The organism is Paraburkholderia sp. BR13444, from assembly GCF_040948755.1.
Lineage (GTDB): Bacteria > Pseudomonadota > Gammaproteobacteria > Burkholderiales > Burkholderiaceae > Paraburkholderia > Paraburkholderia youngii.
Genome location: NZ_JBFPKM010000001.1, coordinates 786,213 through 798,092, shown reverse-complemented (window position 1 = coordinate 798,092; position 11,880 = coordinate 786,213). Strand labels below are relative to the sequence as shown.

The window sequence follows — 11,880 nt, the reverse complement described above, 5'->3', positions numbered from 1 at the left end:
TGACGCGGAACGCTGCCTTGACGTACGTCAAATCCGCGGTGGATTGCGTGATTAAGCTGGAGACGTCGCGGCACTTCATGCGCTTGGGGGCGTCACCATGCATATTTCCTTTCCATCCTGCATGCCCGAATACTGCGCCCGCGATCTGGTGCTGGCGTTTCCGGCGCACGTCGACGATCGGTCCGTGCAGTGCGCGATTACCGCCGAGGCGCTCGAAGATCACTTCGGCGCGCGCTCGCTGCGCGAAGACGATCTGGTCCAGGCGTTCCTCGCGCACCGCTATCAGATCGAGCAGGCCGCCAAACAGCTGCTCGAGGAGGTCGGCGCGAAGCCCGTGCTGCTGCACAGCGGGTTCTTCAGGTTCTCCGCGTGACCGGCGGCAATTATCCGGTGCTCTACGCGATTGGCGCGGTGGCGCTCCTTCTCGCACTCGCCGTCGATCCGTTTGCCGCGCGCAGCGCGAAATGAATGCGACGGTTTCGTCTGTACCGGCGATCGGTATGGTCTGGCGCTGCCGTTGATCGGCGTGGCGCACAATGTTGACGAGCTGGTCGCGCTGGGTCCGATCGCCGGTCTGGTAGGCGGCTATGCATCTGCTCGCCAACCTGTCGATCGAGCCGATCATCACCGTGTATTCTTCGTGACCGGCGCGCGGCTGATCGCCTGCGGTGGCCTCGCGCGCCGGGCGCACGGCCGCGCTGGAGCCTGACAGGCAGGCAAGCCGGCAGGTACATTGAACCTTTTAACGCATCCGGTGGGAAGGGAACATGAGCACTCAAGCGGACAATCGCGCGTTACTGCGCACGCTCGGCATCCACAAGCCGATCATTCAGGCGCCGATGGCCGGCGTCACCACGCCGGCGCTCGCGGCCGCGGTGTCGAACGCGGGCGGTCTGGGCTCGCTCGGCGTTGCCGCGATGAACGCGGAGAACGCGCGCCGCGCGATCCACCAGACCCGCGAGCTAACGACGAAACCGTTCAACATCAACGTGTTCTGCCATCGCCCGGCAACACCCGATGCGGCCGTCGAGCGTGCATGGCTCGCCTGGCTCGAACCGGTGTTCCGGCAATACTCCGCGACGCCGCCGCAAGCGCTCTCGGAGATCTACACGAGCTTCGTCGTCGACACCGCGATGCAGGCGATGCTGCTCGCGGAGAAGCCGGCCGTCGTCAGCTTCCATTTCGGCTTGCCGCCCGATGCGGTGATCGCGCAACTGAAGCACGCGGGCATCCGTTTGCTCGCGAGCGCGACCAATCTCGACGAAGCGGCGGCGGCCGTCGAAGCAGGCGTCGATGCGATCGTCGCGCAGGGCATCGAGGCGGGCGGTCATCGCGGCATATTCGACACGACCTCGCGCGACGAGCGCCTCGGCACGTTCGCATTGACGCGTCTGCTGGCGAGCGAGTTCGACCTGCCCGTGATCGCGGCGGGCGGCATCATGGACGGCGCCGGCATCGCGGCCGCGCTTGCGCTGGGCGCGCAGGCGGCGCAAATGGGCACGGCCTTCGTCGCATGCCCGGAAACCTCGATCGACGACGCCTATCGCAGCGCGTTGCTCAGCGATGCGGCGCGCTCGACGACATTCACGTCGGCCATTTCGGGGCGCCTCGCGCGCTGCATCGTCAATCGCTTCACGGCGCTCGGCGAGGACCCGCAGGCCCCGCAAACGCCTTCCTATCCGATCACCTACGACGCCGGCAAGGCACTCAATGCAGCCGCCAAGGCCAAGGGTGAGTTCGGCTACGGCGCGCAATGGGCGGGGCAGGCCGCGCCGCTTGCGCGTTCGATGCCCGCCGGCGAACTGATCGCGCAACTCGAACGCGAAACGCGTGAAAGTATCGAGCGGCTGCAATCGGTGTGGAACTGAGCAGTCTGATTTTCATGCCTCGCATCGATCGAAAACATCGGCACGCATCCTCGAAACAAAAAAACAAAGGGAGACAGGCATGCAACGCAAATTCGACGATCTGCTGCTGGGCAGCATCGAACTCTTCTGTTTCGCGGCGGAGCTCGGAAGCTTTACGCTCGCGGCCAACGCCGCGAGTGTCACGCCGGCGGCGGTGAGCCGCTCGGTGGCGCGGCTCGAGGAACGGCTCGGCGTGCGCCTGTTCGTGCGCACGACGCGCCAGATCCGTCTGACCGACGCGGGGCGGCGCTACTTCGAGCAGTGCCGTCAGGCGTTGTCGCAACTGATGGACGCCGAGCGCGAAGTGACGGGCGAGCAGACCACACCGGCAGGCGTGCTGCGCATCAGCATGCCGACGCCGTATGGGCACTATCGCGTGTTGCCGCTGCTGCCGGCGTTTCGCGAGCGCTATCCGCAAGTCCAGGTCGAGACGCACCTGAGCAACCGCAACATCGACTTCGCGGACGAAGGTTTCGATCTGGCGATACGTGGACGCGCACCGGCCGATTCAAACCTCGTCGCGCGCAAGCTCGAAGATGCGGAAATGGTCGTGGTGGCGAGCCCCGCCTACCTGAAACGCGCGGGGGTGCCGAACACCGTCGAGGACCTGCAGACCCACGAGTGCATCCAGTTCGAAATGCCGAGCAGCGGGCGTCATCTCGCGTGGACCTTCGAGGGCTCCGCTGAAAATGGCGACGTGCTGACCCGGGGAAGCTATGGAACCTCGGGCGATGCGCTCGCCGGCGTGACGCTCGCGCGTGCCGGCGCGGGTCTCTTTCAGACTTATCGCTTCGTCGTGGCCGACGACCTGCGCGAAGGTCGGCTCGTGGAAGTGCTGCGCGAAGCGGGCGGGCGTACGCGGCCATTCATCCTGCTTTATCCGCACGCGCGCTATCTGACTTCGCGCGTGCGGGTTTTCGTCGAATTTCTGATCGAGCAGTTGGCCACGCCCACGACACCCCCGGTGCCCGCGCCACGCACGCGCGCGCACTGAGCGGCGCGCGCGTCTTCATCGCATGGCCCGCTCAGTGGCCCGCGCTCTGGCCGCCGTCCACATGCAGGATCTCGCCGGTCACGAACGGCGCCGAGTCGAGGTAGAGGATCGCATTCACGATGTCGCTCATCTCGCCCATATGACCCACCGGATGCAATGCGCCGAGCGCCGCATGGGTTTCGGGCGCATGCATCGGTGACTTGATGATGCCGGGCGAAACTGCATTGGCGCGAATGCCGCGCTTCGCATACTCGATCGCGAGCGAGCGGGTCGCGGCGGCGAGGCCGCCCTTGGTCAGCGAGGCCAGCACGGACGGCACACCGTCGATCGCGCGATCGACGAGGGTCGTCGTGATGCTGAGCACATGGCCGCGCTCATGCTTCTCCATCTCGGCGATCGCCAACTGCGTGATGTGGAAGAAGCCCGCGAGATTGATGCCGGTGATCGTCGCGTAATCTTCGGCCGTGTACTGCGTGAACGGCTTGGCCACGAAAATGCCCGCATTGTTCACGAGCGTATCGACACGACCGAAACGTGCCACCGCTGTGTCGATCACGCGTCGGGCGGTGGCCGGATCGGCGATGTCACCAGCTACCGTGACGAGGTTGGGATCGTCGGACGGCTTGATGCTGCGCGATGTCGCGACCACGTTATGGCCAAGGTTGAGAAATGCCTTGACAGTTTCGGCGCCGATGCCTTGCGATGCACCGGTGACCACGATGACTTTGGGAGACTGACTCATAGTGAACCTCGAAGTTGGTTGGATCAGCAATCTGTGATCGGACTGTTGGCTCCGATGGCTACTAATTTATGCAGTCGTGCTGCGCTTTTGCACACAGGGCGCGGACAAACAGTTGTGAGCCGCAGGAACAAGCGGTGAGTGATGACACGTGTCGGCAGTGGTCCTGTCGGTGCCGGTCGCGATTGTCGCCGGTAGATCAATTCAGTTTTGCACCGCGTAGCGCATACGGCGAGGAAGAGCGCTTGCACAAATCTGTACAGTCAAATATATTGAAGTCAGATATCGAAGAGGCGATCGATGGACGATTCGATCAACGAAGACTTCGAGCGGACGCAGAAGCTGGCGTCCGTGCTGGGTCAGGCGCGTCAGCTGATTGCAAGCGAACTCAGGGCAGGGCTCGCGGATGCAGGACTCAATCTGCAGCAGCGCGGCGTTCTGCTCACGCTGGCGCGCGGGAGCGCGAAAACACCGGCCGCCCTGTCGAAATTGGCTGGCGTCCACCCGACCCGGATGACCCGCGTGCTGGACAGGCTCGAAGACAGCGGATTGATCGAGCGCGCCCGCAACGGCAGGGATCGTCGACTCGTCAATGTTTCATTGACGCAGAAAGGGCGGGCCATCGCCGCGCGCCACACACGGGTTGTCCAGCGAGCATGGAGCGAGCGGCTTTCGCATTTCTCGAAGTCGGACTTCGACGCGTTGAGCCTGCTTCTTTCAAGACTGCTCGACCGCTAAGGCGGCTTTTTTTAACCACTTATCTGACAATGCAGATAATCGCCCGGCACTGAAGGGCGCTCCGAACCGAGACGAGGACATGAATCCACCGACCAACCCGGGCGCGCCGGCCCAGCTGACTGGCGCCAAGTTCGCACTCGGCACGTTTGCCGTAGCGCTCGCCACCTTCATGAACGTGCTCGATTCGTCGATCGCCAACGTCGCGATTCCGACGCTGTCGGGCAACCTCGGCGTGTCGATCGACGAAGGCACATGGGTCATTACGCTGTTTGCCGCGGCCAACGCGGTGTCGATTCCGTTGACGGGGTGGCTCACGCAGCGCATCGGCCAGGTCAAGCTGTTTGTCTGGGCGATCCTGCTGTTCGTGCTGTCATCGGCGGCGTGCGGACTCGCTCCGAACCTGCTGGTACTGCTCGTCGCCCGCGTCGTGCAGGGTGCGGTGGCGGGGCCGCTGGTGCCGTTGTCGCAGGCCATGCTGCTCGCGTCGTTTCCGAAGGAAAGAAGTTCGAACGCGCTGGCGTTGTGGGCGATGACCGCGACGGTCGGGCCGATCGCGGGTCCGGCGCTCGGCGGCTGGATCACCGACAGCTACAGCTGGTCGTGGATCTTCTACATCAACGTGCCGGTCGGCCTGTTTGCCGCGGGCGCGATCTGGGCGATCTACCGCGATCGCGAGACGCCGGCCCGCAAACTCCCGATCGACAAGGTCGGCCTGATCTCGCTGATCGCATGGGTCGCACCGCTGCAGATCATGCTCGACAAGGGCCGCGACCTCGACTGGTTCAGCTCGCCGGTGATCTGGGCGCTGATGATCGCCGCCGCGGTCAGCTTCCTGTTCTTCCTGATCTGGGAGTTGACCGAGGAAAAGCCGATCGTCAACCTGCGGCTTTTCGCCAGACGTAACTTCCTCGGCGGCACGATCGCTATTTCGGTTGCCTACGCGATCTTCTTCGCCAACCTCGTGATCCTGCCGCAGTGGATTCAGGGCTTCCTCGGCTACCGGGCCGTCGACGCCGGGCTCGTGACCGCGCCGCTCGGCATCTTTGCCGTGATCCTCGCGCCGGTGATGGGCAAGATCATGCCGCGCTCGGACATGCGGGTGCTCGCCACGCTTGCGTTCGTCGGATTCGCCGGGGTGTTCTTCATGCGTTCCAGCTACACGACCGGCATCGACGCGTGGACGCTCGTGCTGCCCACTTTGCTGCAAGGCATTCCGACCGCGCTGTTCTTCACGCCGCTGACCGCGATCATCCTGTCGGGTCTGAAGCCTGAGGAGATTCCGGCGGCGGCGGGTCTGTCCAACTTCGTGCGCATTTTTGCGGGAGCCGTGGGCACGTCGCTGCTGAGCAACGCATGGAGCGACCGTACGATCCTGCACCATGCGCGACTTGCCGAGCAAAGCAGCGTGGAGGACCCTGGTTTTTCCGGCGCGATCGCGCACCTGCAGGCGGCGCTGGACGCGGGCATTCCCAAGGCCACGGCGTTTTACGAAGCCTCGCTGAACGCGCAGGCGACGATGCTGGGCCTGAACGACATCTTCTGGATCTCGGCGGTGATCTTTGTGGTCATCATCCCGCTGATCTGGGTGACGAAGCCGACCAAAGGTGGTGCCGCGGGCGCGGCAGCCGCCGGCGGACATTGATTCCGATTGGGCAACCCGGTTCGGACGGAAAATGAAACACACAGTCCTCTTCTTGACATTATCTGATAGTGCAGATATTGTGAAAATCAACAAGGAGGACGCCGCGATGGACCACTACACGACGAAGAACTTCATGCTTACAGAGAGTATCGGCTTCAGGCTCGTCAAGGCCCGCAACGTCGTCGTCGCGGAAATGGACGCGGCGCTCAAGGACCTCGACATCAACGGGCAGCAGATGGGCATCCTGCTTTCGCTGAAGCAGGGGGTGGCAACTACGCCTTTCGAGCTGTCGAAGCTGCTCGGAATCGACACCGGCCTGATGACGCGGATGCTCGACAAGCTGGAATCGAAAGGGCTGCTGGAACGTTCGCGCGACCCGCAAGATCGCCGCGTGGTCAATCTGACGTTGACCGCGGAAGGGCAGAAAACCGCCGCGCGGATTCCGGAAGTCGCACCGCATGTGTTGAACGCGCGCTTGCGCAAATTCACGAAGGCTGAGTTTGCCGAGCTGGATCGCCTGCTTCGCAAGTTCACAGGCGATTGAGCGGCGCGGCCGCGGGCCGCGTTTTTTTCACCCATTAATCTGATTTGTCAGAAAATGAATGCGCAGACTTCTAGGGCAAACACCGTCGCCCGTACGCTGAAGCTCGGTGTTTCGGTGATCTCTTTCGCAGTGCTGGCAGCCTGTGCAAACTATGCGGGCATCCACAGCGACAAGCAGATCGAACAACTCCAACAGCTGGAAACGTCGCGGAGCCTCCCGCAAGAGCAGGGGCACTGGCCATCCGCCGACTGGGTCGACCAGTTCGGCGACGCGCAACTAAAGGCTTTGATCGCCGAGGCGCTGCAAGGCAGCCCGACGCTCGAGCAGGCGCGCGCCCGAGTCGCGCAGGCGCAAGCCTATAGCGAAACGGCGAAGGCGGGCACGTTGCCGCGCGTCGACGCGTCCTACACGCTGACGCGCCAGCAATTCAGCAGTACCGCGTTGATTCCGCCGCCGTACGCCGGCTCCTGGCAGACCGAGAACAAGGGGCTGCTCACCGCTTCCTACGATCTCGACCTCTGGGGCAAGAACCGCGAGGCGCTGCGCGCGGCTGTCTCGGAGGCGTCCGCGAGCGAGGCCGACGCGGAAGTCGTCCGGCTCACGCTCGACACCTCGATTGCCCGTACTTACAACGAGCTGGCGCGGCTCTACGCATTGCGCGACATCGCGCAGCAGGAAGTCGCGCGACGCGAGCAGATCGAGCGCATCACCGCCGGCCGCATCGCAAACGGACTCGATACCGAAGTGGAGCGCAAGACCGCCGACGCGAATCTGTCGACGAGCCGTGCCCGCGTCAGCGCGCTCGACGGCAGCATCCTGAGCACTCGCTATCAACTGGCGGCGCTGCTTGGCAAGGGTCCCGACCGCGGACTCGCGATCACGCGGCCGACGCTCGGCGTCGGCGACGACGTGCGTCTGCCTGACAACCTGCCGGCCGATCTGCTGAGCCGGCGGCCCGACATCGTCGCGGCGCGCTGGCGCGTCGACGCGATCACGCACGAAGTGAAGGAAGCGAAGGCCGAGTTCTATCCCGACATCAACCTGAGCGCTGCGATCGGTCTCGACGCGTTCGGCTTCGGCCGCTTCCTGAGCGCCGCGAGCCGCACCGCGTCGGTGGGCCCGGCGATCCACTTGCCGATCTTCGATGCGGGCGAGCTGCGCGCGCAGTTGAAGGGCCGCTACGCCGAGTTCGACTATGCGGTGGCGACCTATAACCAGACGCTGATCGGCGCGCTGAGCGGCGTGGCCACGCAAATCGCGCAGATCCGCTCGAGCGACGCGCAGCTCGGCGATGCGCTGGCCGCGCAGCAGGCCGCGAGCGATGCCGATCGCCTCGCGACCACGCAATACAAGGTCGGCCTGACCAACCAGCTGACCGTGCTCAATGCCGACGTCACCGCGCTGAACGCCGACGAGGCGATCGCCAATCTGAAGATGAACCGTCGCGACCAGCAGATCGAGCTCGCGTCGGCGTTGGGCGGCGGCTATGTCGATACGTCGGCACAAACCGATCATCACGCGGATGTCGCTGCCGCACCCGCCAGTCAAGTCAAATCCGCGGTCGCCGCGCGTTGAACGGCGCGTCGGAAACCTATCAGGAGAACTGCAATGAGCGATTCGATCACGACCGACCGCGAACTGGCGGATCAGGAAGACGAACACAAGCGCGGCGCGCAAGCGCCCGCCACGCCCGAAGGCGACAACAAGGCCACGCCGCCCGCACGCCGCAAGCGCCTGATCGCGCTGCTCGGAGCCGCGGTGTTGCTCGGGAGCGCCGCGTACGGCGCGTACTACTTCACCGAGGGCCGCTATCACGAAGAGACCGACGACGCGTACGTCAGCGGCAATCTCGTGCAACTGACGCCGCAGGTTACCGGCACGGTGATCGCCGTCAACACCGACGACACGCAAATCGTGAAGCAAGGCGACCCCGTCGTCACGCTCGATCCGGCCGATGCAAAACTCGCGCTCGCCGATGCCGAAGCGCAACTCGGCCAGACCGTGCGGCGCGTCTCCGGCCTGTATGTCAACAATGACTTCTACGCGGCGAACGTCGCGCAGCGCCAAGCCGATCTGAGCCGCGCCCGCGACGACCTGCACCGCCGCCAGGCCGTCGCCGATACGGGCGCCGTGTCCGCCGAAGACATCGCGCACGCCCGCGATGCCGTCAGCGTCGCGCAGGCCGCGCTCGACGCCGCGCGCCAGCAGGGCGAAGCCAATCACGCGCTGACCGACCGCACGACGGTCGAGCAGCATCCGGACGTGCAGGCCGCCGCCGCGAAAGTGCGAACCGCGTGGCTCGCCTATGCGCGCGATACCTTGCCGGCGCCGGTGACCGGCTACGTCGCGCAACGCCGGGTTCAGGTCGGCCAGCGCGTCGCGCCGGGCACGCCGCTGATGGCGATCGTGCCGCTCGACGGCGTGTGGGTCGACGCGAACTTCAAGGAAGTGCAGCTCAAGCACATGCGGGTAGGCCAGCAGGTCACGCTGAGCTCGGACGTCTACGGCAGAGGCGCGAGGTATCACGGGCGTATCGAGGGCTTCTCAGCCGGCACGGGCAGCGCGTTCGCGACGCTGCCGGCGCAGAACGCCACCGGCAACTGGATCAAGATCGTGCAGCGGCTGCCGGTGCGCATCGCGCTCGACCCGGCCGAGCTGGCCGCGCATCCGCTGCGTATCGGCCTGTCGATGACGGTCGATGCCGACACGCGCGACGAATCCGGTTCGCAGCTCGGCGCGGCGCGGAACACGCGCTACAGCACCGATGTTTTCGCGCAGTACGATGCGCAGGCCGACGCCGAGATCGACAAGATCATCAAGCAAAACGAAATGGTCTCGCGCGCGATGGCGGCGCAACCTCAACCGCAATTGCAGCGTGTGGCGACGCATCAGCGCAAGGCGAACGCGGGTTGATCCGATTCAGGGCGAGCTTGCCGCGACAGAGCAGGAAACGGCAGGCGGCGCTAGTATCGGCATCGTCATTCGACGGTGCGATCGGTGCGAGGTCAGCGGCTGGTTGATGACACGCCATGTCTGGACGGGCATCGTCCCGTTCGGTATCCAACGTTGCTGACTGAGGAGGGGAAACGTGAAGTTCTCGATGAAAACCGAAATCCGCGCAGACGATGTTTCGATGATCGAGCATGCAATGAAGTCGGTGGACCCCGACGCGAAAGTCGCGGTCGACGTCGGCACGCAAAGCGTGAGCGTCGACTCGTGGCTGATGCCCGAAGAGTTTCTGGTCGCGTTTTACGACGAGGACTACGACGTGGCCATCAAGGAGTGGTGACATGAACGACGCTCGCGCGGATGTGGTCGGCGGGCAGCGCATGCGTCGCGCGTCGCACGCGTCGGTCAGGCGGGCAGGATCTCAGCAATGACGACGACCACGACAGCGGCGTTGGCGGGCCCCTGGCTATGCGAGAACGCCGAGCGCGCATGTCCCGCCTTGTCACCCAGCACGGCGGCGAATAGATCCGAAGCTCCGTCGACCACGGCGGGCTGATCGTAGAAGCCATCGGCGGAACTGACGTGCCCCTCAACGCGAACGATGTGATGCAGGCGCTCGAAGCCGCCGAGATGCTGCGATATCTGCGCGAGCGCGTTGAGAGCGGCGAGTTGGGCCGCCTTGCGGCCCTGTTCGAGCGTCAGGGTCTCGCCGACGCGGCCCGTGTAGATCATTTTGCCGGCGGACAGCGGCACCTGCCCGGAGATGAAGAGCAGGTTGCCGGCTTCGCTGACAGCCGTATAGCTGCCCAGCGGTTGCGGCGGGGTAGGCAGTTCGAGACCGAGTTCGGCGAGTTTCTGCTGGACTGACATGATGGGCTCCTTGAGTGTGGTGGCGAGCATGGGCGGCGCTGGACCATTTACTGGCCTGCGCTCTGGCCGCCGTCCACATGCAGGATTTCGCCGGTCACGAACGGTGCCGAGTCGTGATAGAGGATCGCGTTGACGACGTCGCTCATCTCGCCCATGCGCCCGACCGGATGCATCCCGGCGAGCATCGCGAGCGATTCGGCGGGATGCATCGGCGACTTGACGATGCCGGGCGACACCGCGTTGGCGCGGATACCGGCGTCGGCCTCGACGGCCGGTGCGATGGAACGAGCCGTGGCGACGACGCGATGACCCTGCGCGCGGAAAGCTTTGACGGTTTCAGCGACGACGCCTTGCGAGGCGCCGGTGACGATGACGGCCCTGGAAGTGCTCATGGTTTGTCTCACAGTGTGATTGATTCGGCCTGCTGGCCGTTCGAATCGATGGACCCGATGCAGCGCACTGTAGGCTCATCCGCCGCGAATTCGAACCCACACCGTGGACAAAGAGTCTTGCGCCAGGAGAACAAATCTCGTGGAATCGGCCGGCTAGAGCCAGCGCCAGATGCCCGCGGGCCAGCCGGAGAGCGGGATATGCGCCCAGGTCGCCACGAGCCAGAACACCACGCCGCCAATCAGCGCGTGCATGCCGAACCCGCCCAGCCGCGCGCGGCCGGCGGCGATCGCCGCGAACGGCAGATAGCTCGTTTGCGACTCCCATGCGGGCCACAGATCCGGTTGCAGACGCCGCTTCTTGCGGTCCTGCAACGCGGCACCGACCAGCGCGAGAATGATGATCGCCCCGGCAAGCACGATGTTCCGGGTGACCGGGAGCACGGCGATATGGCACAGCCCCCAAAGCGCGAACGACCACATCATCGGGTGACGTGTCACCGCGTACACGCCGTGCGCCGCGTCGGGAAGAGCGGCAGGGCGGCCAACGGTGGGCAACGCCGGGTTGCGGATCAGCGAGCCCATCAGAAGGATCGATGCGATCAGCATGACCACGGTCACAATCGCCCACAGCACGTTGCCTGCCGGCCATAGCGGCTCGGAGACGGGCGTCCGGTCGTAAGCCATGACCATCCAGCCGAACGTCAGTATCGCGATCAGCGAATAGACGCCCATGGCGGCCCGTTCGCCGATTGCCCGGACCATACCGGCCCGCAGCGGATGGGACAGGAGAAAGTGGCTACCGACAAAAGCGAATGCCGCCACGACAAGTGTGCTTTCCATGGGCTCGGCTCCTCGAGTCAGATGATCGGTCGAACGTGTGCACTGGAGAATACTACTTCGTGTGCCGCAATGAGCGCGGCGGGCGTTTCGCGAGTTCGATTGCCGCGCGCGGGCATCCGGCGCGGGTCACAAGCCTTTACACGGTCCGTCGACGGGACGAGGGCGGCCCCTCGCTAAAGAGAGTAGGTGATCGAACGATCGCCGAAGCCAACTTTGCAAGGCAGAGAGATCATGTTCAGCAAGCGCTGCCTGGCGACCGCGGCAG

The 11,880-nt window shown here is 64.7% G+C and carries 13 protein-coding genes; 9 read left to right on the top strand and 4 right to left on the bottom strand.

Translation table 11 applies throughout. The annotated features are described in order from the left end of the window. The first annotated feature begins 97 nt into the window (after nt 1–97). The 3 genes from AB3X95_RS03545 to AB3X95_RS03535 all read left to right on the top strand — a co-directional run bounded on the left by AB3X95_RS03545 (nt 98) and on the right by AB3X95_RS03535 (nt 2,901). Nucleotides 98–373, top strand: coding sequence for a DUF1488 domain-containing protein (locus tag AB3X95_RS03545; RefSeq protein WP_176108444.1), 276 nt, complete (start codon nt 98–100; stop codon nt 371–373). Between the two features lie 394 nt (nt 374–767). Then, complete coding sequence (locus AB3X95_RS03540) at nt 768–1,868, top strand: NAD(P)H-dependent flavin oxidoreductase (RefSeq protein WP_368620684.1); 1,101 nt, start codon at nt 768–770, stop codon at nt 1,866–1,868. A 79-nt stretch (nt 1,869–1,947) separates the two neighbouring features. Next, nucleotides 1,948–2,901 (top strand): LysR family transcriptional regulator, encoded by a 954-nt coding sequence (locus AB3X95_RS03535; protein WP_176126037.1) that lies wholly within the window; start codon nt 1,948–1,950, stop codon nt 2,899–2,901. Between the two features lie 31 nt (nt 2,902–2,932). Here AB3X95_RS03535 and AB3X95_RS03530 read toward each other — a convergent pair whose 3' ends face one another. Continuing rightward, a complete protein-coding gene (locus tag AB3X95_RS03530) occupies nt 2,933–3,643 on the bottom strand; it encodes an SDR family NAD(P)-dependent oxidoreductase (protein ID WP_368620683.1) in 711 nt (236 codons plus the stop codon). A gap of 297 nt (nt 3,644–3,940) precedes the next feature. Here AB3X95_RS03530 and AB3X95_RS03525 point away from each other — a divergent pair, with 297 nt between their 5' ends. The 6 genes from AB3X95_RS03525 to AB3X95_RS03500 all read left to right on the top strand — a co-directional run bounded on the left by AB3X95_RS03525 (nt 3,941) and on the right by AB3X95_RS03500 (nt 9,853). Continuing rightward, on the top strand, nt 3,941–4,378 hold the full coding sequence (locus AB3X95_RS03525; RefSeq protein ID WP_368620682.1) for a MarR family winged helix-turn-helix transcriptional regulator: 438 nt from the start codon (nt 3,941–3,943) through the stop codon (nt 4,376–4,378). Between the two features lie 79 nt (nt 4,379–4,457). After that, a complete protein-coding gene (locus tag AB3X95_RS03520; RefSeq protein ID WP_368620681.1) occupies nt 4,458–6,020 on the top strand; it encodes a DHA2 family efflux MFS transporter permease subunit in 1,563 nt (520 codons plus the stop codon). A gap of 106 nt (nt 6,021–6,126) precedes the next feature. Next, nucleotides 6,127–6,564 carry a MarR family winged helix-turn-helix transcriptional regulator gene (locus AB3X95_RS03515; protein ID WP_176369334.1) on the top strand — a complete coding sequence of 146 codons (438 nt, stop codon included), beginning with the start codon at nt 6,127–6,129 and terminating at the stop codon, nt 6,562–6,564. Between the two features lie 54 nt (nt 6,565–6,618). Continuing rightward, nucleotides 6,619–8,139, top strand: a complete 1,521-nt coding sequence (locus AB3X95_RS03510; protein WP_368620680.1) for an efflux transporter outer membrane subunit — start codon at nt 6,619–6,621, stop codon at nt 8,137–8,139. 33 nt (nt 8,140–8,172) lie between these two features. Beyond that, nucleotides 8,173–9,477 carry an HlyD family efflux transporter periplasmic adaptor subunit gene (locus AB3X95_RS03505; protein WP_368620679.1) on the top strand — a complete coding sequence of 435 codons (1,305 nt, stop codon included), beginning with the start codon at nt 8,173–8,175 and terminating at the stop codon, nt 9,475–9,477. 187 nt (nt 9,478–9,664) lie between these two features. Beyond that, nucleotides 9,665–9,853, top strand: a complete 189-nt coding sequence (locus AB3X95_RS03500) for a copper chaperone (RefSeq protein WP_217709927.1) — start codon at nt 9,665–9,667, stop codon at nt 9,851–9,853. Between the two features lie 65 nt (nt 9,854–9,918). On the opposite strand, the gene AB3X95_RS03495 is transcribed toward AB3X95_RS03500, so the two are convergent. The 3 genes from AB3X95_RS03495 to AB3X95_RS03485 all read right to left on the bottom strand — a co-directional run bounded on the left by AB3X95_RS03495 (nt 9,919) and on the right by AB3X95_RS03485 (nt 11,615). Beyond that, nucleotides 9,919–10,383: a RidA family protein gene (locus tag AB3X95_RS03495; RefSeq protein ID WP_368620678.1), complete on the bottom strand. Its 465-nt coding sequence runs from the start codon at nt 10,381–10,383 to the stop codon at nt 9,919–9,921. Nucleotides 10,384–10,430: 47 nt separating this feature from the next. Next, nucleotides 10,431–10,775 (bottom strand): SDR family oxidoreductase, encoded by a 345-nt coding sequence (locus AB3X95_RS03490; protein WP_368620677.1) that lies wholly within the window; start codon nt 10,773–10,775, stop codon nt 10,431–10,433. Nucleotides 10,776–10,928: 153 nt separating this feature from the next. Continuing rightward, nucleotides 10,929–11,615, bottom strand: a complete 687-nt coding sequence (locus AB3X95_RS03485) for an NnrU family protein (protein WP_184227125.1) — start codon at nt 11,613–11,615, stop codon at nt 10,929–10,931. Nucleotides 11,616–11,880 lie beyond the last annotated feature (265 nt).

Bases quoted from the DNA above. Each gene is read 5' to 3' on its own strand.
- AB3X95_RS03500 (WP_217709927.1), top strand. From the start codon at position 9,665: ATGAAAACCGAAATCCGCGCAGACGATGTTTCGATGATCGAGCATGCA.
- AB3X95_RS03495 (WP_368620678.1), bottom strand. From the start codon at position 10,383: ATGTCAGTCCAGCAGAAACTCGCCGAACTCGGTCTCGAACTGCCTACC.
- AB3X95_RS03520 (WP_368620681.1), top strand. From the start codon at position 4,458: ATGAATCCACCGACCAACCCGGGCGCGCCGGCCCAGCTGACTGGCGCC.
- AB3X95_RS03505 (WP_368620679.1), top strand. From the start codon at position 8,173: ATGAGCGATTCGATCACGACCGACCGCGAACTGGCGGATCAGGAAGAC.
- AB3X95_RS03485 (WP_184227125.1), bottom strand. From the start codon at position 11,615: ATGGAAAGCACACTTGTCGTGGCGGCATTCGCTTTTGTCGGTAGCCAC.
- AB3X95_RS03545 (WP_176108444.1), top strand. From the start codon at position 98: ATGCATATTTCCTTTCCATCCTGCATGCCCGAATACTGCGCCCGCGAT.
- AB3X95_RS03490 (WP_368620677.1), bottom strand. From the start codon at position 10,775: ATGAGCACTTCCAGGGCCGTCATCGTCACCGGCGCCTCGCAAGGCGTC.
- AB3X95_RS03510 (WP_368620680.1), top strand. From the start codon at position 6,619: ATGAATGCGCAGACTTCTAGGGCAAACACCGTCGCCCGTACGCTGAAG.
- AB3X95_RS03530 (WP_368620683.1), bottom strand. From the start codon at position 3,643: ATGAGTCAGTCTCCCAAAGTCATCGTGGTCACCGGTGCATCGCAAGGC.
- AB3X95_RS03515 (WP_176369334.1), top strand. From the start codon at position 6,127: ATGGACCACTACACGACGAAGAACTTCATGCTTACAGAGAGTATCGGC.
- AB3X95_RS03525 (WP_368620682.1), top strand. From the start codon at position 3,941: ATGGACGATTCGATCAACGAAGACTTCGAGCGGACGCAGAAGCTGGCG.
- AB3X95_RS03535 (WP_176126037.1), top strand. From the start codon at position 1,948: ATGCAACGCAAATTCGACGATCTGCTGCTGGGCAGCATCGAACTCTTC.
- AB3X95_RS03540 (WP_368620684.1), top strand. From the start codon at position 768: ATGAGCACTCAAGCGGACAATCGCGCGTTACTGCGCACGCTCGGCATC.